10 protein-coding genes are annotated in these 21,011 nt (G+C 46.1%); all 10 read left to right on the top strand.

The features are described from left to right. The first annotated feature begins 571 nt into the window (after positions 1–571). Positions 572–7,606, top strand: a complete 7,035-nt coding sequence (locus M1L62_RS06595; protein ID WP_254412236.1) for a type I polyketide synthase — start codon at positions 572–574, stop codon at positions 7,604–7,606. Between the two features lie 33 nt (positions 7,607–7,639). Further along, entirely contained in the window at positions 7,640–11,941 is a 4,302-nt protein-coding gene (locus M1L62_RS06590) for a type I polyketide synthase (RefSeq protein WP_254412235.1), read from the top strand. Beyond that, positions 11,929–12,231: a phosphopantetheine-binding protein gene (locus M1L62_RS06585; RefSeq protein ID WP_254412234.1), complete on the top strand. Its 303-nt coding sequence runs from the start codon at positions 11,929–11,931 to the stop codon at positions 12,229–12,231. Before M1L62_RS06590 ends, M1L62_RS06585 begins: the two co-directional genes overlap by 13 nt. Beyond that, the gene (locus tag M1L62_RS06580) at positions 12,222–13,028 is read left to right on the top strand and encodes an alpha/beta fold hydrolase (protein ID WP_254412233.1); all 807 of its coding nucleotides are present in this window, start codon (positions 12,222–12,224) and stop codon (positions 13,026–13,028) included. Before M1L62_RS06585 ends, M1L62_RS06580 begins: the two co-directional genes overlap by 10 nt. A gap of 18 nt (positions 13,029–13,046) precedes the next feature. Beyond that, positions 13,047–14,252, top strand: a complete 1,206-nt coding sequence (locus M1L62_RS06575) for a glycosyltransferase (RefSeq protein ID WP_254412232.1) — start codon at positions 13,047–13,049, stop codon at positions 14,250–14,252. Positions 14,253–14,329: 77 nt separating this feature from the next. Then, positions 14,330–15,529: a glycosyltransferase gene (locus tag M1L62_RS06570; RefSeq protein ID WP_254412231.1), complete on the top strand. Its 1,200-nt coding sequence runs from the start codon at positions 14,330–14,332 to the stop codon at positions 15,527–15,529. Between the two features lie 44 nt (positions 15,530–15,573). Continuing rightward, complete coding sequence (locus M1L62_RS06565) at positions 15,574–16,872, top strand: condensation domain-containing protein (protein WP_254412230.1); 1,299 nt, start codon at positions 15,574–15,576, stop codon at positions 16,870–16,872. Positions 16,873–16,880: 8 nt separating this feature from the next. Next, positions 16,881–18,146, top strand: coding sequence for a condensation domain-containing protein (locus M1L62_RS06560; RefSeq protein WP_254412229.1), 1,266 nt, complete (start codon positions 16,881–16,883; stop codon positions 18,144–18,146). A 1-nt stretch (position 18,147) separates the two neighbouring features. Beyond that, positions 18,148–19,410 carry a condensation domain-containing protein gene (locus M1L62_RS06555; protein WP_254412228.1) on the top strand — a complete coding sequence of 421 codons (1,263 nt, stop codon included), beginning with the start codon at positions 18,148–18,150 and terminating at the stop codon, positions 19,408–19,410. Between the two features lie 314 nt (positions 19,411–19,724). After that, positions 19,725–21,005, top strand: coding sequence for an SGBP N-terminal domain-containing protein (locus tag M1L62_RS06550; protein ID WP_254412227.1), 1,281 nt, complete (start codon positions 19,725–19,727; stop codon positions 21,003–21,005). Positions 21,006–21,011: the final 6 nt, after the last annotated feature.

Genomic DNA, 21,011 nt, shown 5'->3' with positions numbered 1-21,011 from the left:
CGCGAGATATTCGATCATTTGATAGAGATAATTAATTGTTCTTGCCGGGGATTTTTGAAGAGGCGGATCTCATTTTAAATTTTCTTTACATTTTCCAATGCTCTCTGCATATTATTTTACACTGCCGTTTACTAAGCAGCTTTTTTTACACATTATGTTTCGGTTATCTTTGAGCTTGATGCGACGAAGGTCAAAAATAACCGCGTTATTGGCCAAAGTATTTGCTGGATGTAACCTGCTGTGGAGAGTTATTCCCGTTTCGCCCATAAATTCCATAGGTTCACATGCCTTGCTGCTACATCTGCGTTGATAAATCCTTCATTTATAATATTCTACAAAAACTTGTCGTGATTTTTTGTAGCGTAAATTATTTAAATTCTATAAAGAAATACTACAATTAAAATTAATAGTGTAGAAAAAATTTCACAGAAAAGTAGAATTACTTTCTTTCGGTAAATTTTTTTGCCTTATATTTCGGATACAGAAAGACTAACCATGTCTTCATACCTACCACAATAGAACATAAAAAAGATGAAAACGAAACGAAATAAATTACTCTCGCTGGAACGTTATGAAAAACTTAGAAATTATTGGTCTGACTCCAATAGAGAAACCTGATGTAAAACTTGCCCTGGCGTTGCACAAGGCAAAGGCTTTTCCGGTTATACATCTGGGTAGAGATCAGAAAGAAGCTGCTGAGGCGATTAGGGAGATGTCCAAAAAAACTAAGGTTAAATTTGGTATCTGCATATCCGAATCAGGTTTCTTTGATATAAACTTATCCGATCAAATAACATTAGCCATTGTACCTTATGGATTGACTTTTCCTTTCAAGAGTAAGAGTGTCAAAATTGTATATCAGGTCCACAGTGTTGAGGAAGCGCGTGCTGCCAGGCAGGATGGTGCCTACGGAATTATTGTTAAGGGGAATGAGGCTGCCGGTAAAGTAAGTGCAGATTCTTCGTTTATATTATTTCAGCGAATTTCAAGAGAAGTTTCCGGGATCCCCATCTGGGTTCAGGGTGGGATAGGTGTGCACAGTGCCGCTGCTGTAATTGGAATGGGAGCCAGAGGTGTGGTTTTAGACAGCCAGCTTTTGCAGTTTCCCGAATGCCAGGCACCTGCGGGTTTGAAAACGCTTTGCGAAAAACTTAATGGCAATGAAACGCGCGTCATCGACGGGTTCAGAGTGCTGAGCCGTCCGAATTCGCCTGCGCTTCCTGAAAAACCGACATTTGAAGATTTGCGTCCATTGCTGGGTTCAACGGATCTGGACAAAGGTTATCTGCCTTTGGGACAGGATGTTTGTATCGGGACGGATCTTTATCAAAAATATAAAAAGGTATCAAGTCTTGTATTCGCTATCAGGGAATCGGTATACGGGCACCTGAGACAAGCCAAGAGTCTTGATCCTATTTCAGAAAATAATGCGCTTGCCCGGTCTCTGGGGATGCGTTATCCTATTGCGCAGGGCCCCATGACGCGGGTTAGTGACGTACCTGAATTTGCTAATCACGTGGCAGAGGCAGGCGCATTGCCGTTTATTGCCTTGTCGCTACTGAAAGGTGAAAAAGCAAAAGAGCTGATTCGTGAGACCGCCAAGCTGGCCGGGGAAAAAACCTGGGGTGTAGGAATATTGGGTTTTGCGTCTCAGGAGCTTCGTGACGAGCAGCTCGCGTACATCATGGAAGCAAAACCACCGGTGGTGCTGATTGCCGGAGGACGTCCATCGCAGGCTAAACCACTTGAAAAACTGGGAATCAAGACGTTCCTGCACGTTCCATCCTCGGTGCTTCTGGATATGTTCCTGAAAGAGGGGGCCAAAAGATTTGTGTTTGAAGGACGGGAATGCGGCGGTCACGTCGGGCCTTTGTCCAGTTTTGTTTTGTGGGAAAAGCAAATCAACCGTTTGTTACAGGAAGAACAGCCTGAACAGCTGGAAGTCTTTTTTGCAGGCGGAATCCATGACGCTTATTCAACCGCGTTGGTTTCGGTAATGTCTGCGCCGCTGGTTGCCAAAGGGGTGAAGGTGGGGGTGCTGATGGGCACTGCGTATTTGTACACCAAAGAAGCGGTAGTTTCGGGAGCGATACTTCCGCAATTCCAGTCGCAGGCGGTTGTTCATACGGAAACGATTTTGCTTGAAACCGCGCCCGGGCATGAAACCCGTTGCTTTGATTCTCCTTTCGCCACTTATTTCAATGAAGAGAAAGAGCGTTTGCTGAACCAGGGACTTGACAAAAAAGAAATATGGGCTGAATTGGAAAAACTCAACGTCGGACGCTTACGTATAGCCGCCAAGGGTTTGGAAAGAAGAGGTGATGATTTGATTGAAATACAGTCGAAAGACCAGCTGGAAAGCGGCATGTATATGATCGGACAGGCTGCGGCGATGCTTGATAAGGTGGTTACCATTGCAGAACTTCATCAGGAGGTTGCGGACGGTAATTTCCGTTTCATCGATCAGGCTGTTCTGCCTGCAATTCCAAAAAATAAAAAGGGTGCTTTGAATGTGGCGATCGTTGGGATGGCCTGTATTTATCCGGGTGCCCGGAATATCGAAGAGTTCTGGACCAATATTCTTGCAGGAAAAGACCTGGTTACAGAGGTGCCCGATGAACGCTGGAACAAAGATTTATACTACGATCCGACTTCAACCAACGGAAGTAAATCGCACTCCAAATGGGGTGGGTTTATTCCTAAAATAGATTTTGATCCACTGGAATTTGGTATTCCACCGCAGTCTTTGGCCGCTATTGACCCTACCCAGCTATTAAGCTTGCTGGTGGCGAAACAGGCGCTGGAAAATGCAGGATATGCCGAGAATGTTAACCGCGAGAATGTCTCCGTGATCATCGGTGCGGAAGGCGGAAATGACCTTGCTAATAACTACGGTTTCAGAGCGCTGTTTACGCAGATTTTTGGCGAAATGCCTAAGGAACTGGATGATGCTTTGCCCAAACTTACCGAAGATTCTTTCCCCGGTATTCTTGCAAATGTGATCTCCGGTCGGATCACCAACAGGCTGAATCTGGGCGGTCGTAATTACTCCGTTGACGCGGCCTGCGCATCGTCGCTGGCGGCGATTGACCTTGCCTGTCAGGAACTGATACTCGATAAGTCGGATATGGTGCTGGCTGGCGGCGCAGACCTTCATAATGGTATCAACGATTATCTGATGTTTTCCAGCACCCATGCGTTATCACGCAAAGGACGCTGTGCAACCTTCGATGCCGAGGCAGATGGTATTGCTTTGGGCGAAGGCGTGGCGATGCTGGTTTTGAAAAGAGAAGAAGATGCCCTTCGGGACGGAGATACGATCTATGCCGTGATTAAAGGTGTCGGAGGTTCCAGCGACGGCAGAAGTCTGGGCTTGACGGCACCAAGAAAATCCGGTCAGGTGAAAGCACTGGAAAGGGCCTACGAGCAGGCCGGCGTGTCACCCGTTGAACTGGGACTTGTGGAGGCACATGGAACAGGAACCGTGGTGGGCGACCGAACAGAATTAAGTGCGTTGACGGATATGCTGCTGGCTTCGGGAGCCATTGCCGGTCAAACGCATTTAGGCTCGGTAAAAACCCAGATTGGTCATACCAAATGTGCCGCGGGACTGGCCGGACTGATCAAGGCGACCCTGGCTGTATATCATGGTGTGAAACCACCTACGATTAATTTGTCGGATCCGAACGCTTTTTATAATGCAGAAACAAGTCCTTTCGCTTTCCATACGAAAGCAGCCTTATGGACCGATGAACGCCGTGTGGCGGGTATCAGTGCATTTGGTTTCGGGGGCACGAATTTTCACGCGGTTATTGAAAATGTTTCCGGTAACAAACCAAAGCAATCCGTTATTAAATCATGGCCTGCTGAGTTACTGGTATTCCGTGGCGATTCGTTCGATGATATCCGGTCTTCGTTGAAATCGGTTGCTTCGATACTTGAAACTAAAACGGCTGCGTTGAAAGATATCGCTTTCAGTCTGAGCGAATACAACAAAAAACCTGTTCAGCTCGCGATTGTTGCCGATCATCAGGCCGATGCTTTAAACAAAATTAAACTTGCTTTGGGGGCCAGCGAAGCGAAAGGCATTTATCCGGCAAAAGATCTGAAAGGCAAAGTGGCCTTCATGTTCCCAGGTCAGGGAAGCCAGCGTGTGGATATGGCGAGAGCACTTTTTGTGGCATTCCCCGCCATGCGTAAATTGCTTAAAAATAATCCGGCTTATCAGCAAATCCTGTTCCCGAATGCTGTTTTTGATGACGCATCCTTAAAAAATCAAAAAGAGAAGATCAAGGATACGCGTCTGGCGCAGCCACTTTTGGGCATCGTTGATCTGGCGATTGCTTCCCTGTTGCGAGATTTTGGGATCAATCCCGATATGGTAGCGGGGCATAGTTATGGCGAACTTCCTGCCTTATGTTTCGCCAATGTTTTTGATGAAGATCAGCTGGTCTCGCTAAGTGAAAAACGCGCAAAAGCGATCCTGGATGCCGTCGAAAATGATAAAGGGGCGATGATTGCGGTAAACTGCCCGGAAGAGCAGCTGACCAAAATCGTGTCGGAAGTCAACCAGATTTATCCAGTCAATCACAATTCGCCGCAGCAATGGGTACTGGCAGGAACAACGCCGGCCATTGAGATCCTGATTGAAAAACTTAAAGAACAAAAAATATCCTATAAACAGCTGGAAGTTGCCTGCGCCTTCCACAGTCCGATACTGGCCAAATCAAAAGGCCTGTACGAAAATGCCCTGAAAGACATTTCATTCTATACACAAACAGTTCCTGCCTGGTCCAATACCTCAGCTTCGGTTTATCCGTCTGATCCGGACCAGATCAAGGAGCGCCTGACAGAACATTTGATCCGACCGGTCAGATTCTCAGAGCAGGTGCAAAAAATGTACGAAAACGGAGCCCGTGTGTTTATTGAGGTTGGGCCTGGCAAAGTGCTCACAGGACTGACAAAATCCATTTTGGGTAAAGATGAGCTTCGTCTTTATACCGAGGATAAGGACCTCGATGGCATCAGTCAGCTTCTGAACACATTTGCTGCTTATCTGGCGAGTGGCAGAGAAATCAAGCTTCACAAACTTTTTGAGGACAGGGACGTAAAACTGCTCGACCTCGACAGACCGGAGTTATATCGCCCAAGCAGTTCCATATGGATTGTGGACGGCCAGATGGCCTTGCCGGCCAATGGTAAGTTGCCAAGCCACGGTGCCCTGCCGATTACAACACCGTTGAAACTGATCCAGACATCGCGTCAACCAGAGCCGGTACAGGCAAGTGGTAATGCCGAGCTGATGGTTCAGGAATATCTCAATAGTGTGAAGTATCTGGTTCAGGCACAGCGTGATGTCATCCTGGGTTATCTCGGGCACGCCCCGGCGGCCTCCGCTGCCATGGATTTGAATGGTTTGCAATACAATGCGCCGTTGGACAACACGGTAAGAAGAGAGCCGGTCGTAGACGTTTTTGCCAAACAGCCGGAGGTTTATCTTCCGTCGCCAGAGGCTGGTACTGCAAAAGTTAAGAAGGATATCAAAACATTGCTGATGCAGGTTGTTAGTGATAAAACAGGTTATCCGGAAGAAATGCTTGGCCTTGACATGGATCTGGAAGCAGATCTGAGTATTGATTCGATCAAACGGATGGAGATTATCGGTGAACTTCGCAATCAGTTGGGTGGTTTTGATACCTCTTCTAAAAGCGAGGAATCGATTATTGAAGAACTGGCGTCCATCAAAACAATGAAATTGCTGCTTGACTGGATGGCAGGTCACCAGCAGGAAAGCGAGCCTGCGGTTGAAAATATTCCGCTCAGTTCGCTGTCGGTAACACAGGACGGGGTTATTGAAGGATGGTCGCAGGAGCGGATCAAGACCGTTTTACTGGATGCAGTGAGCGACAAAACGGGTTATCCGCAGGAAATGCTTGGTCTGGATATGGACCTCGAAGCTGATCTGAGCATTGACTCTATCAAACGCATGGAGATCATCGGTGAGCTGAAAGACAATATCGACGGACTGATAGAAATATACAACAACAAAGGGGAAGAGTTGGTTGAAAAACTGGCTTCGATCAAAACGCTGAACGGACTTATCAACTGGATAATCGATTCTCTTTCAGATCAGAAAGATTCGATTGAACAGATCACAGCAGGTACCGGTGACGAAGTTGTGAAGGTTGTTTTAAGTGAAAAAATATCACGACTTCGTTTCGAGCTGACACCATTGTCAGCAGCTGGCGCCAAGGTTGAAAATATTGCTGGTAAGCACTTTGCTGTTACGGATGACAAAGGCCAGGTGGCAATAGCGATAAAAAATCTGCTTGAAGGAAAGGGAGCGATCGTGACGATCATTTCGGAAAATCAATCGCTTGAAAGTTTTGACGGACTGATCATACTGAACATTTTTGCATCACCGGTAAGGCCTACGATCATCGAATCCTTTGAGCTGATCAAGAAGCTTGATTTTGAAAAAGTGAAATGGGTTTATACGATTTCGGACACACAAAGCCTTGTTTCCGGCGATTCTGATATCAAACTGTTAAGACATTTTCAGGGTTATTCCGGCCTGCTAAAAAGTCTAGACAAAGAATACGATCATACCAAATGCAGGCTGGTCAGTATTACTTCCAAACTTTCATCGGAGGAAATTGCTGCGGTTACGCTTGCGGAAATCCTGAATTGTGACGAACCTTCCGAGGTTATCTATGATCAGAAAAACCGTCAGATTCTTAAGCTGGTACCAACGCAGCTTCCAACAGGAACAAAGTCTGATATTGTGCTGGATAAAAAATCGGTGGTATTGGCATTGGGAGGGGCGCAGGGTATTACTTCTGAGCTTCTGGTCCATTTCTCCAAGGATCATGCCTGCCATTACGTACTGGTTGGTCGGTCGGCCGATCCGCGTGAAACAGGAGATCAGCAGTATGCAGGGCTGAAAACAAAGGAAGAAATTCGAAAATATCTGATCAGGCAGGGAGAATTAAAAACGCCTGCCGAGATTGAAAAACTTACCGAAGCAATCCATAAATCCAATCAGATATTGGGTACGATTGCCTCACTGGAAAAATATGGCTGCACGGTAAGTTACCACGCGCTGGATTTAAGAGACGAAAAGGAGTTAAGTAACCTGATTACCCAGCTTTACGAGCAGTATGGCCGCATCGACGGTGTTATCCATGGTGCTGGTCTGTTGGAAGACAAGTTGTTCCATCAAAAAACGGTGGCTTCTTTTGAAAGGGTTATTTCTACCAAAGTCACGCCGTTGAGAGTACTTGCCGAGCAGCTGAGAAGTGACGTACAGTTTGTGATATTGTTCTCGAGTGTGGCGTCTGTTTACGGTAATCGCGGCCAGACGGATTATGCCGCGGCCAACAGCGTGATGGATCGTTATGCCTGGGAGTTGAAGAAAAAAATCAAAGGGAAGGTAATTTCCATAAACTGGGGACCCTGGAAGGGAACGGGTATGGTGTCGCCATCGCTTGAACGGGAATATGAACGCCGTGGAATTCCTTTGATTCCGTTGCACGATGGGATGGAAACTTTTGTCAATGAATTGAAATATGGTACAGAAAGTCAGGTGCTTATCATGGCTGAGTAGGTATTAAAATTCATCAAAGGAAGTTTTCGGCATATGAGAAAAAATACAGATATAGCAATCATTGGTATGTCCGGGATTTTCCCCGGGGCAGGTGACCTGCATACTTTTTGGAAAAATATAGAGAATGGTGTTGATGCGATCCAGGCTGTTCCTGAAAACCGGATGGACGCTGTTTTCTTCGGAACGGATCATCCGTCGGTCGACCGTTTTTACTGTCGTCGGGGTGGGTTTATCGACCAGTATGCGCAGTTTGATCCGGTTCAGTTTGGCATTTTGCCATTGGCGGTAGAAGGCACGGAGCCGGAGCAGCTGCTGGCTTTAAGCCAGGCGTACAAAGCATTGGAAGATGCCGGTTTGCTGACTACAAAGGAGGGGTTTGACAAAACGGGAATCATCATTGGAAAAGGTAATTATACCGGTCCCGGTGCCACCAGAGCCATTGAAATTGTCAGGACGGGTGAACAGATTGTGCAGGTTTTAAAAGATCTGCTCCCTGATTTGAAGGGGGAGGATCTTGAAAAAGTAAAAAGAGAATTTCAGCAAAAAAAGGGACGTTTTACGGCTGATACGGCCATGGGACTTATTCCTAATCTGGTTGCATCGCTGATTGCAAACCGCCTGAATCTGGGTGGTACGGCCTATACGCTGGACGCGGCCTGTGCAAGTTCACTGATCGCGATCGACCATGCGGTCAGAGAGCTGGACTCTCTCCGTGCCGATATCATGATTGCCGGAGGAGTACATGCCTGCCAGAATGCGCCTTTCTGGAGTATCTTCAATCAGTTGGGGGCCTTATCTAAAAATGAGCAGATACGTCCCTTTGATCAGCGTGCCGACGGACTGCTGATCGGTGAAGGCTGCGGGTTTGTCGTGTTAAAAAGACTGGATGACGCCATTCGTGATGGTCACAGAATTTATGCGGTGATCAAAGGGGTAGGTGTGTCCAGCGACGGCGCGGGTGCGAGTGTGATGAGCCCGACCGTACACGGACAATCCAAAGCCATTCGTCAGGCATGGGAAATGGCAGGTATCGACACCAGCGAAATCGGGTATCTGGAAGCACATGGAACCGGAACACCTCTCGGAGACCGGATTGAACTGGAAACGCTCGCTACTGTTTTTGGAAAAGGAGACTCGCTTCCCAAGGCCGGAATAGGCACTGTGAAATCCATGATCGGGCATGCCATGCCGGCGGCCGGAATAGCGGGCGTTATCAAAACGGCATTAGCGTTATACCATAGCAAACTACCAGCAACATTACACTGTGAAACCCCGCTTGCAGTCATGGAACAGACCCGTTTTGCACCGGTAAACCGGACGCGGGACTGGAATTTGTCCGAACTTCCCAAGCGTGCCGGTGTTAATGCCTTTGGTTTTGGAGGGATTAATGCACACGTGGTTATTGAAGCATTTCAGACCGAAACTTTGCAGGTGAATGGGCACCATACGGGCATTGATCTGCCTGAATTTCAAAAAGATGACGTGCTGCTTTTGGCGCGGGAAAGTAAAGAAGCCTTGCTGGAAGCACTTGAAAATAATGACCGGGAAACCGGTGCCGGTCCGTTCCGGCTGGCAGTTTTTGATCCAACACCGGACAGGCTAAAAAAGGTGGCGAAAATTGTTGAGAAAAATGCGCCGTGGCGAAACCGGCAGGATATCTGGTTTACCAATAATCCATTAATCTTAAACGGAGGAAAAGTAGCATTTCTCTTCCCTGGCCTGGATGGACTGGCCGGTGGGGAAACAGAAAGTGTAGCGAAATATTTTAAGCTGCCAAAGTTCGAGTCGAAAGGTGATCTGGGTGATGAAAGTGTTTTTAGTACAGCCATGAAGCTGTTGGAAAACAGCCGGATATTGGATTCGGCTTTAAAAAATCTGGGTGTGATTCCTGACCTGAATGCAGGACACAGTTTGGGTGAATGGCTTGCGGGCCGTTCGTCGGGCTTAGCGTCGGAAACTTCGGTGTTACAGCTGCTGACCAAACTTGATCCGCAATTGTTTGAAGTAAAAAACACCCGTTTTCTGGCAGTGGGTTCGGGGTATGATAAGCTGATTCCTTTGCTGGAAGGCAGGGAAGATATTTACCTCTCAATAGACAACTGTCCGCAGCAGGTTATTCTCTGCGGCACCATCGAAGCGGTGGACGATCTGGCTGCTGCCTTATTGCAAAAGCAGATATTTCATCAGATACTTCCGTTCCAGTCGGGGTTCCACTCGCCGTTTTTAAAACCGAAACTGGATCAGTTGCTGGCAGGGATGGAAAATATGGATTTTCAAAAAACAGAAATTCCATTGTGGTCGGCCACTACCTTGCAGACTTATCCCGAAAATTTTGATGAGATCAGGGCGTTAAGTGTGGAGCATTTGATCAAACCTGTCCGGTTCAGGGAATTAACTGAAAAACTCTACGAGGAAGGGGCGCGCGTATTCATTCAGGTGGGTTCGGGCGGTCTTGTGGGTTTTATCGATGACACGCTGAAAGGGAAAACGTATAGCGCGATTCCTTCCAATTCGAATTTACGATCGGGGCTTTCGCAGCTGCAAAGAGTCGTTGCAGCCCTTTTTGTCGAGGGAAAAGAAATAGACCTGTCATTTTTAGGCGTTGAAAAGGCCAGGAAAAATGCCGGGGCGCTTATGTCTCTGCAACTGGGTTCGCCATTTGTTTCGGAAATGGAATCCGTGAAAGCATTACGGGTTTTACGCCAGAATCCTGTGATCAAAAAGGAACTTGCGCTGGCCGATGTGGCCAATCCGGTGATGCGTGCTTTTTCAAACAATTTGAATGAAATCGCAGATATTCAGGCGGAAATTGTTAACCTGATTAACCGGAAAACACCGCCTGTGCTCGTCAATACGCAGCCAGCTTACACGCCCCCGAAGCCGGTAAAGCGGGAGAATTTTAGTAGGCAGTTGGATATTTCTCTTGAAAATTCGCCATATCTGATTGATCACTCCCTTTTGAAACAAAAACCTGGCTGGCACTGTGTTGAAGATATGGACCCGGTGATACCGATGACTATGATCTTCGAATTGTTTGGCGAGATCGCCAATGAAAATGCCCCGGAGCTGCTTGTTCAAAAGATCATGAATATCAAGGTTTTCCAATGGATGAATGTGGTTTCACCTTTTAAGGAGAAAGTGACAGGCACCTGGAAAGGAGTAAATCATGTTTACCTGGATCTGGATAAATATGCCAACTCTGAGGTACAGCTCGCGACATCTTACGGAGTGCCGGAGGTAAATGCTTTGCCTATTGGTAAATCGTTGAACATTACCATTACGCCAAAGCAGATTTACGAAGAAAACATGTTTCACGGCCCAGCTTATCAGGGAATCAAGGAGGTCGTTTCGGTTTCTGAAAATGGTATTATAGGAATGATCGAAAGCAATGCCGGCAAAGGATCTTTGCTGGATAATGCAGGGCAGCTTTTCGGGTTGTGGCTTCAACTGACGTTGGAAAAGGACAGGATCGCATTTCCCGTAAAAATTCAGGAAGTTGAATTTTATGGTGATATGGCCGATCAGCAGGGGACATTTGAATGTACCTGCGCCCTGACCGAACTGACTGACGAGTTTGCTACGGCCAATTTTATCCTGAAAAGAGATAACAAGGTCTGGGCGATCATTCGTGGTTGGCAGAACCGTCGCCTCGAAATCGATAACAAGTTATGGGATGTGTCGATGGCGCCTTTGCATAACATTCTTTCCGAGGAAGTTGCGCCCGGAATTTTCCTGTTCAGAAATGTTTATCAGCGGGTTGTTTCGTGGGATTTTATCCTGAAACGATATTTCAATCAGACTGAAAAGAAGTATCAGCGCTCGCTGTTGCCCAATAAGAAAAAAGAGTGGATGATCAGCCGGGTGGCGGTAAAAGATGCCGTGCGAATGCTGCTTCTGAAAACAAAGAACGATCCCTATTTTCCAATCGAATTCGAGATTAAATCAGACGAGGTGGGAAAACCATTTCTGGAAGGCGCGATGGTGGACGGGATCAATATATCGCTGGCCCATAAAAATCTGGAAGCGGTTGCGATTGCCCGTTTCGATAAACCTGTGGGGATCGATATTGAAGAAATCCAGGCCAGAAGTGCCGGATTTAATGAAATCGTATTTACACCTTCGGAGTTATCGCTGATCGGACAGAAGGAAAATGACGAATGGGTAACCAGGTGCTGGGTAGCGAAGGAAGCTTTTGGCAAAATGCTTGGGAAAGGATTAATGGGCAACCCCAAGGCCTATGTGATCGAAGAAATCAGGGGAGAAGAGCTTAAAATTAAAGATACCTGGATTAGCACTATTAAACATAAAAACTTTATAATCGGATGGACCAATTAACGGAGGAACCAAAAAAATTAAGCAACGACGAAATATTTGATGTGCTCAATCAATTCATCACCGAGGTGATCGGAGAGGAATTTGTCGATGAGATGGATATAACCCCTGACAGTTCTTTTACAAAGGACCTGGAAATGGACAGCATTGAAATTGTGGCCTTCTCTGAAAAGGTAAAGTTACATTTTGGAGAAAATATCAATTTTACGGGCTGGCTTTCCAACATGGATCTGGACGAGATCATCAGTTTGAAATTGAGCGATATCATAAATTATATCCGCCAATGCCAGTAGTCGACGTTCAGCGTGTCAAACTGCATATTCAGGAGCTCAATCCGTCAGGAGAGGAGACCATCATTCTGATTCACGGAATGTTCAGCAATCTGGCGGTATATTATTTCAATATAGCGCCGATGCTCGCCGAGAATTTCAGGGTGATTCTGTATGATATGCGGGGACATGGCATGAGTGAGAAAGTGAAGGAGGGGTATGATCTAACGTCGATGACCGATGATTTATATGCGTTAATGGAAGCGCTTCATGTTGAGAAAACGCATCTGGTTGGGTATAGTTACGGCGGACTAGTTGCACTGAAGATGGCGGTTCGTTATCCGGAAAAAATCGCCAAGCTCGCCGTGATCGAAGGGCCGGACCCTAATGAGCAGGAGACCCTGGCGATCATCGATACGTATAGCAAAGAGTTTTTGATCCATTATGTCAACAACTTTGCAGACACCACAAAAATGCAAATGGGGAAGCGGCAATTGGAGCGAAATCACCGGATGTACGAGTTTTTGTTCAATGAAACGACGATTCGCTCGGATATGGAATCGGAAAAGGATTTTTTTCAACATAAAGCGTTGAGCCAGATCACCCATGAAACTTTGCTGATTTATGGAGAGCATTCCAATTGTGTTCCCTCGGGTGAAAAGCTTGCTGCCAAAATAGGAGATGCCAACCTGGTTCTGGTTCCGGGCGACCATAATGTGCCCATTCAGCAGCCCGAAACGATAGGGAGCGAGCTGCTGCTCTTTTTTAACAAAGACCTGGATATAGATATTTATGATTCTAATCTGCTGGTTGTCAATTAACCGGCTTAAACTTGGTTCATGGGGAGATTTGTATTTATCGTGCCACCCTTAACGGGACACATTAACCCTACGCTGAGTGTAGGGGCGGAACTGCTGGACAGAGGGCATCAGGTCGGCTGGATTAGTTTGGACGAAAATCTTGGAGCTCAGCTGCCCGATGGCGGCCAGTTGCTTCTCATCCGCTACGATCAGAACGATCAGGAAAAAAACGACAGCGAGCAATATCTTGATATCATTACCAAGAAGATTGTATACGGAATCGAGAGCATTAAATTTCTATACGAAGAAGTATTGGTGCCGCTGAACCAGCATATGTTTGATGGTATTATAACCCAGCTGGACGTTTTTGAACCTGACGTGGTGATCAACGATCATCAGCTTTTTGCCGGTGCGGCGGCGGCATATCTGAAAGGTATTCCGTATGCAACGTCGGTAACGGCGCCGGCTGCTGTGAAAATGATGGAAGATTTGCCCAAAATTCATGAATGGGAGGTTAACCAGATCATTGCGCTTCAAAAGGAACTTGGGATTGAAGATGAAAAATCGGTGGCGTGTTCGGAATTGCTTACGATGGTATTTACTTCCAGAGATTTTTTCGGAGATATGGAGTTGCCGGAGTACTATCATTTTCCCGGTCCCGTGATCAGTCACCGTAAAAAAGTGATCGCTTTTGACTGGGAGAAATTCCATGCGTCACCCGCGCCGAAAATTCTTGTTTCCATCGGGACAACTTTTGACCATGAATACAAGAAGGACTTTTTTAGCAAAGTAGTGGAAGCATTTGGTGGTGAAGCCATACAGGTTGTGCTGGTATCTGATCCGGATTTGTTTCCGGAATGGCCGGCTAATTTTATTGTACAAAGTCGTGTGCCACAGCTGGATCTGCTGCCACATTTGGATGGGGTGATATGCCATGCAGGTCATAACACAGTGAGCGAAACACTTTATGAGGGACTTCCGCTGGTCGTGATCCCGATTGCCTATGACCAGTCGCATGTGGCCGGCAGGGTGGTGGCGAGCGGCTGTGGTGTTCGGTTAAACTACCGTAGATTCAAAGCCCGGCATTTAAAGGAAGCTGTGCACGAAATTTTATCTGAACCTGATTATAAAAAGGCTGCTCGGAAAATAGGCGCGTCTTTCCAGGCAGCGGGTGGAACAGGCAAGGCCGCCGAATTACTGGAAAGTCTTGTGCTGCATAAACAGGCAGTAACGCTGGATAAGTAAGATACAGGTTTGATAAGTAACAGGACAAAGGTCCGCCGGTGCGCCGGAATTATTTTTGAAAACATTATAAGCAAGCCATGGCAAATTTCATGTTTGTAGTGCCACCATTTTTCGGGCATTTAAGTCCAACGCTGAGTGTGGGAGCCAGTTTATTGGCCAACGGACACAAGGTGGTGTGGGTCGGTATTACAGAAGTTGCAGATAAACATATTCCTGACGGAGGGAAATTTATTGTACCGTTTCCAGAGCTGGAAGAACATCAGGAAGAAATTGAGAAAATACTCAGAAGGCAGGATGACGGCCCTTCGCTTTCCGGTCCGGAGGTGATGAAACTGGCGTTAGAAGAAACTTATGTGCCACTGGCCAAAATCCTGATGAAAGGACTTTCGCGTGTGGTAGATGAGTTTCAGCCGGACGTGATCATTAACGACTGCATCACTTTTGCAGGTGCTTTGTGTGCTTATCTCAAGGGGATTCCGTGTGTGACCACAACACCCGTGCCGCCCGACGTGATGGGTGACACGAAGAATTCGGCGCCTAAAATTTACGAGTGGCAGCAGAACCTTATTCTCGGATTGCAAAGGTCGGTCGGCATTTATACCGACGACATTGTCATTCATTCGCATCTGATGAATATTGTTTTTACCTCAAGGGAATTTGCCGGATTTACGGATCCGGATCCTCATATGAAGTTTGTTGGGCCAGTGAAAGGCAGGCCGAATACGATACCATTTCCATGGGATCGCCTGGAAAAGGCAAAAGGTCCGAAAGTTTTTGTGTCTTTGGGGACTTTGCTGGTTGATATCAGAAAGGACTTTTTTCAAAAACTTATTGAAGCTTTTGGCAACGAACCCCTGACCATCGTAGCGGCGACAGATCCGGGAATAATCGAAAACTGGCCTGACAATTTTATTGTGCAGGGCTTTGTGCCGCAGTCGGAAATTGTCCCGAAAATGGATGCAGTGATCTGTCATGGCGGTTTTAATACCGTCAATGATACCTTCATGAACGGCCTGCCCATGCTCATAACGCCTATTGCCTACGATCATTTTCATACGGCAGCATTAATAGAAAATGTAGGTTGCGGGATCAAACTGCGTTACAAACGGCTCCGGATTACGGATCTGAAAGCGGCGATGTGGGAAATCCTGACAAACGATCAATACCGAAATGCTTCCATAAGAATTCAGCAGACATTTATCGATGCAGGTGGAAATGATACGGCTGTGGCTTTGCTGGAAGATTTTGCAAGGGAAGTGCTTGAAGAAAAAGTTTAAAAACCAGAAAATTTGAAACAAAACGGTCTGTTAGCCATCGAAAAATGAAAAGAAAGCTACTGTTTTTGGAAAGAGTGTTGTACGGAAATGGTTCTCAGCCTTTTCACGGCGTATTTTCGGTGAAAATTGCTGGCAGAATCATACCTGAAAATTTTCCGGTGGCATTAAGGAAGCTGCAAGAAAAATATCCGATATTGACCGCCTGCATTGAAGAGGACGAAAAGGGCGATCCGTACTTTGTTCGGCAATCGCCTGCACCTGAAATTCCTTTGCGCATCGCAACGCGTTTGTCCGATCAGGACTGGATCGATGAATCGCGATATGAATGGGCGACTTCTTTTCAGATCAGAACCGGTCCGCTGCTTCGTGTGGTCTGGATACGTTCCGACGAGGTGTCGGATTTGATCCTGGCTTTTCATCATTGCATGTGTGACGGCGGTTCGGGGATGGCTTTACTGACAGACCTGCTTGCACTTTTAGATAACACAGACCACGAAATTGGCACTTCATCCACATTCTCATCACTCGATGATCTGATTCCCGCCAGCATTTTGAACAACAACGGAAAAAAAATCAAAGCGGGTTTTTCTTCCGGTCTGGTCAATGCCTCACTGGCCGTGATGTCGAATTTTATTTCAACAAAAAACAAAATCCTTCCGCAGCGGGAGTCTGATTATCTGATCAGCTGGAAGCTTAGTCAGGAAGAATCATCTGCACTTTTCGCTGTTTGCAAAAAGCATCAGGTGACGGTGAATACGGCCTTATGCCTAGCATTTTTGGAGGCGTTTAAAATGGTGAACAAAACGGCGGCGCACGGTAAAGCTACCTGCCCGGTCGATATCCGCAGGTACATGCCGGAAGTAAAACGAGATACGATTTTTGCATTCGGGCTGGCTATGAACATGCAGCTTGCTAAAAAGCCGGCGGCTGATTTTTGGGTAAATGCCGAAAAACAGCAAGTGTTGATTTCAAAACAAATGGAAAAACTGAACCCGTATGAATTTATCATGGGTATGGAAGGCTCTCATAAGGCGATCAGACATTTGATAAAATTCCTTACATACGCCAAAGCCGGCAACGATTTTATGTTTTCGAATATGGGTCGGCTCGATATTCCCTCGGACTATCGGACGTTCACGATCGAGACGGTTTACAGTCCAACGGTGATTGGCCCGTTTGGCAATCCGACTACGATTATTACCACAACTTTTAACAAACAAATGGATTTTTCGTTTGTGTCGAACGAAATGTTTATGGCGCGTGAAAATGCCATGAAGATCAGACAGGAAGCGATGAAACTCATGTTTTCTGAGACATTTGTTGGAGATACTGTCGGCGTATGAAAAGAAAAATGAGCTTTCTGGAGGGCTCCATGTTTGCGGGGAAGGATACGCCGGTGAATCTGATTTTTACGGTGGCCGTGGAAGGAAATCTTTCAGGGGGGAATCTGGAAAACGCACTACAAAAAGTGCAAAATCGTCACCCGCTTTTAAAAATTGTAGTTTGGCAGGACGAGAACGGAATTCCGTGGTATGTGTCGCCGGACGAAATACAGCCGATTTCATTACGAATCGTTGAGCGGTTGTCGGATAAAGATTGGTGGAACGAAGCTGAAAAAGAGTGGCATAATCCATTTAATGTCGAAAAAGAACCTCTGGCGAGGCTGGTCTGGATAAGATCAGAGCGAACCTCGGAACTGATACTGATTTGTCATCACTGCATTTGCGATGCCACTTCGGTTATTCAGCTGATGCATGAGATATTGAACGTGACTGATAACCCGGGCATGGATATTGGCTCCTATCAGTCCGTATCGTCCCTGATGGACCTTGTTCCTGTTGAAATGCAAAGAAGGAGGGCCAATATTTTTATGACGAATCTGATAACCGGAGCCACAGGCTTTTATCTGGGTATGGTCAGTTGGATGAAGGAAAAGAAAAAGGATCATTTTTATACGATGAACTGGAAGCTGGATCGTGACACCACTGGGTTAATCCTCGAAAAATGCAAAGAGGAGGGACTGAGTGTGAATACGGTTTTGTGCCTGGCTTTTATGAAGGCCTTTGAAAATGTCCGACATCGTTCAATAAACAGACGCGTGTTCTGTTCGGTGGATACCCGCCGGTTTTTACCCGAAATAGGTCGTGACCATCTGTTCCCTTTTCCGGTAATGATTGAGCTTTCATCTGGAAATAAGCAGCACGATTTCTGGGGTCAGGCCAGATATCTCCGGGATAAACTTTATAACAAGATTGAAAAAACGGACATCCGTAAAATGCTGATGTATACAGAACATCTGGTCTCTTTATTACCGAAAAGCATCCGGTACGCGAAAGCGGGGAAAGGACCTCATGACTTTGCCTTTGCCAATTTGGGAAAGGTGAAAATTCGTGAATCTTATAAAAATTTCAGTGTTCGGACTGTGTACAGTCCGTCGTCCCGATTTCCAATGGGAAACCCGACAAAGATCTCAACATCCACATTTCGTGGACAGATTGATTTTGTTTTTACATCAGAAGAAGGATTTTTAAAATATCAGGATGCGCTTATCATCAAAGAGAATGCGATGAAGTTACTCCTGAATCAGGTCGCCACCCACGAAAGCAGTGTATTTTAATATGAACAGAAGATTAATCGTTGGCGAGAGAATCATGTATGCCGATGGGCAGGCACCCGTCAACTGCACATTTACCGTAACCATTAAAGGGCCACTCTCAGGAGAACGGATAAGTGATGCGCTGCTGAAATTGCAGTCGAAACACCCGCTTTTGAGAGCCAATATCAAACATGACAAGAAAGGTTTTCCATCGTTCGTCGTCAACCCGGCTATTCCGGCGATTCCGGTCAGTGTTTTGGAAAGATATTCAGAGGATCAGTGGGAAAAGGTAAGTATCTCCGAATGGGTAAAACCTTTTGATGCCGACAGTGATCCATTGGCCCGGCTTGTCTGGCTGAAATCCGAAAACACTTCTGACCTCATGCTGGTTTGTGCCCATTGCATTTGCGATGGAACGACCTTTGTGACGCTCATGCGGGAATTCCTGCAAATACTGGACGATCCGCAGACGAATTTAACAGCCTATCAGACTTTTACCGATATCCGGGAATTACTGCCGCCCTCATACACGCAAAAGGGTAGTCTGAAATTTAAGGCGGCATTTTTTTCTGCTCTTGCCAAAGGTCTGTTTTTTATAATAAACCGTAAGCCAAAACTGGAAAACGAGCATTTTTACTTTATGAACTGGAACTTCACGTCCGGGTTGTCATCTGCGCTGGTGAAAAAATGCAAAGCTGAGAATACGTCGGTACAGGCAGTTCTGTGTGCGGCCTTTTTGCAGGCTTTTGCTTTTGAGATGGGGAGCGGAGCGAAAAACAAGGTGATAAGTCCGGTTGATATCCGGAGATATATTCCCGATATCAAAAAAGACACCATGTTTGCTTTTGCGCCGATCGTGGAATTGTCGATACCAAAGAAAGAAAGGGATAACGATTTCTGGACCATCTCACGCAGCATTAAAAGTGATCTGGTTGAGAAGGCGGACAAGATTAATATGCCGGAAATAATTGTCATGAGCGAATTTTTCCATTCAACCGCCCGGCAGATGATTGGTCATTTGAGATCCACCAAGGGTAGTCATGATGTTACGCTATCCAACATGGGCGTTTTGGATATCCCCACAAATTACCGGACATTTTCAGTGGAAGCGCTGCACAGCCCCGCGGTTGGCTTTCCCTGGCGGAATCCGAATACGCTCGTCGTCAGTACCTTTCAGGGCAAGATTGATTTTTCGTTCTGTTCCAACGGGGCTTTTTTACCGGTGGATAAGGCCAGGGATATCCGTAAACGGGCTGTGGCCATTTTGTCGGAGGAAATCAACTGAATTTTCGATAAGTAACTTCAAGGATCCTTGTTGCGTATTTCTCATACGTTAGCGGGGATTTTTTCTTTTTTTCTGAGTTTGAGTAAATTTTTTTCAAAAAAAAGAAGTTTTTTTTTGACTGAGACAATGTCTTGTCAGTTAGTATCTTGTGTAATAAAATGACATTATTTTCTTCACTAAACAGACTCTTGGTCTGTTTATTTTTTTGAAACTCCTGTGACCTCTTTCGCGTCTCTCCGTCTTCTTTAAAGAACCCGATTACACACCATTAAAAATAATTTAAGTACTCAACACGCACTATAATTAACATACATTTGAAACTAATTTACCCTCTCCGTAAAACAGGATCGGCGGTGAAACTTTACCGCTGCTTTTTAGAAAAAGAACGCTTGTCTGCGCTGCGAAAGCTTGGCAGTCTGGCTTTGCTCATTTTTATTGTTTTTTCCTGCAAAGAACCCGGAGAAGTTTCCGGCCTTAAGCAAATCATTTCGTTTGCTCTTCCAAAAGTAAAAACCGTCAGCGTTTCCATTGACGAAACCTCAGGGATAATCAGCGTCGTCGTCCCTTATGGTACGATATTAACGGATCTGAACCCGGAAGTATCCATTAGCCCGGATGCGTCGATCGTCCCGCTGGCCTCTGTGGCGCAGGATTTTACAAAACAAGTGTATTACACTGTAACGGCTTCGGATGGTTCCAGGAAAGTTTATACGATATCCGTAACTTCCCAAAAACAAGGAGCCGCGCTGATCACAGGTTTTTCCAGGGATACCATCCGCGCAGGCGAAACGCTGCTCGTTTCAGGCAAAGACTTCGGTAGTTTTGGAGCGGGTATTCAGGTGGTATTCAAAAACGCTTCGGGTGCCGAAATTTCGATCCCATCCAAACTGCTCGATTCCACCCGGTTAAGTCTGGTCATTCCGGCGGCAACGAACCCTGATTCCTATTTCATTAAAGTCATTAAAAATAAAATAGAAACGGTTTCGGCAAAAACGCTTCTGGTGAAAATTCCGCCGCCTGACATCACTTCTGTTAAGTTTAAAAATATTTTGCAGGGCGATAGTATTCACATCACGGGCAATTTTATTGCGCCGGCCCGTTACGATTATCGTCTGGAACTTCGCACCGATCAGCTGCGATTTCCCCTGGATCCCGCCAAAAAAGAAAACGGAAAATTATCTTTCTTCACGGATGCCAAACTTCCGGCGGGATCATATTCCCTTTATCTGGTGAACGTGCGTGAGCAGATCACAAGCATAGCCGCAGCGGAAAATATCCGGATTTACGATAACCAACTGCCGTTTATCAAAGGTATTGCCGATTCGAAAACCACTTTCAGACCGGGAGAGACGGTTCGGATGTATGCCGATAAATTTGAAAAACTGACGACACGTTTTTATCAGGTTGAATTGTCGGGCAAGGGCGTGAAATATTATCAGAACGGCATTTATTCACGGGCTGATAAGCGGTTATCGATCGTTTTGCCAGCGGATATGAAGGCGTCCCGATACACGATCAAAGTGATTTTTCTGACCGACTCAGCGGGTGAGGTTTATAACCTGGATCTGGACGATACCCTAACAATTACAGAATAACATACA

Origin of the sequence: Dyadobacter diqingensis (assembly GCF_024220585.1) — a bacterium.
Taxonomy (GTDB): Bacteria; Bacteroidota; Bacteroidia; order Cytophagales; family Spirosomataceae; genus Dyadobacter; species Dyadobacter diqingensis.
The sequence above is the reverse complement of the archived record's forward strand: the minus strand, read 5'-3'. Positions and strand labels throughout refer to the sequence as shown.

Coding starts and splice junctions, on each gene's coding strand:
- M1L62_RS06595 (WP_254412236.1), top strand. CDS start 572: ATGAAAAACTTAGAAATTATTGGTCTGACTCCAATAGAGAAACCTGAT.
- M1L62_RS06590 (WP_254412235.1), top strand. CDS start 7,640: ATGAGAAAAAATACAGATATAGCAATCATTGGTATGTCCGGGATTTTC.
- M1L62_RS06585 (WP_254412234.1), top strand. CDS start 11,929: ATGGACCAATTAACGGAGGAACCAAAAAAATTAAGCAACGACGAAATA.
- M1L62_RS06580 (WP_254412233.1), top strand. CDS start 12,222: ATGCCAGTAGTCGACGTTCAGCGTGTCAAACTGCATATTCAGGAGCTC.
- M1L62_RS06575 (WP_254412232.1), top strand. CDS start 13,047: ATGGGGAGATTTGTATTTATCGTGCCACCCTTAACGGGACACATTAAC.
- M1L62_RS06570 (WP_254412231.1), top strand. CDS start 14,330: ATGGCAAATTTCATGTTTGTAGTGCCACCATTTTTCGGGCATTTAAGT.
- M1L62_RS06565 (WP_254412230.1), top strand. CDS start 15,574: ATGAAAAGAAAGCTACTGTTTTTGGAAAGAGTGTTGTACGGAAATGGT.
- M1L62_RS06560 (WP_254412229.1), top strand. CDS start 16,881: ATGAGCTTTCTGGAGGGCTCCATGTTTGCGGGGAAGGATACGCCGGTG.
- M1L62_RS06555 (WP_254412228.1), top strand. CDS start 18,148: ATGAACAGAAGATTAATCGTTGGCGAGAGAATCATGTATGCCGATGGG.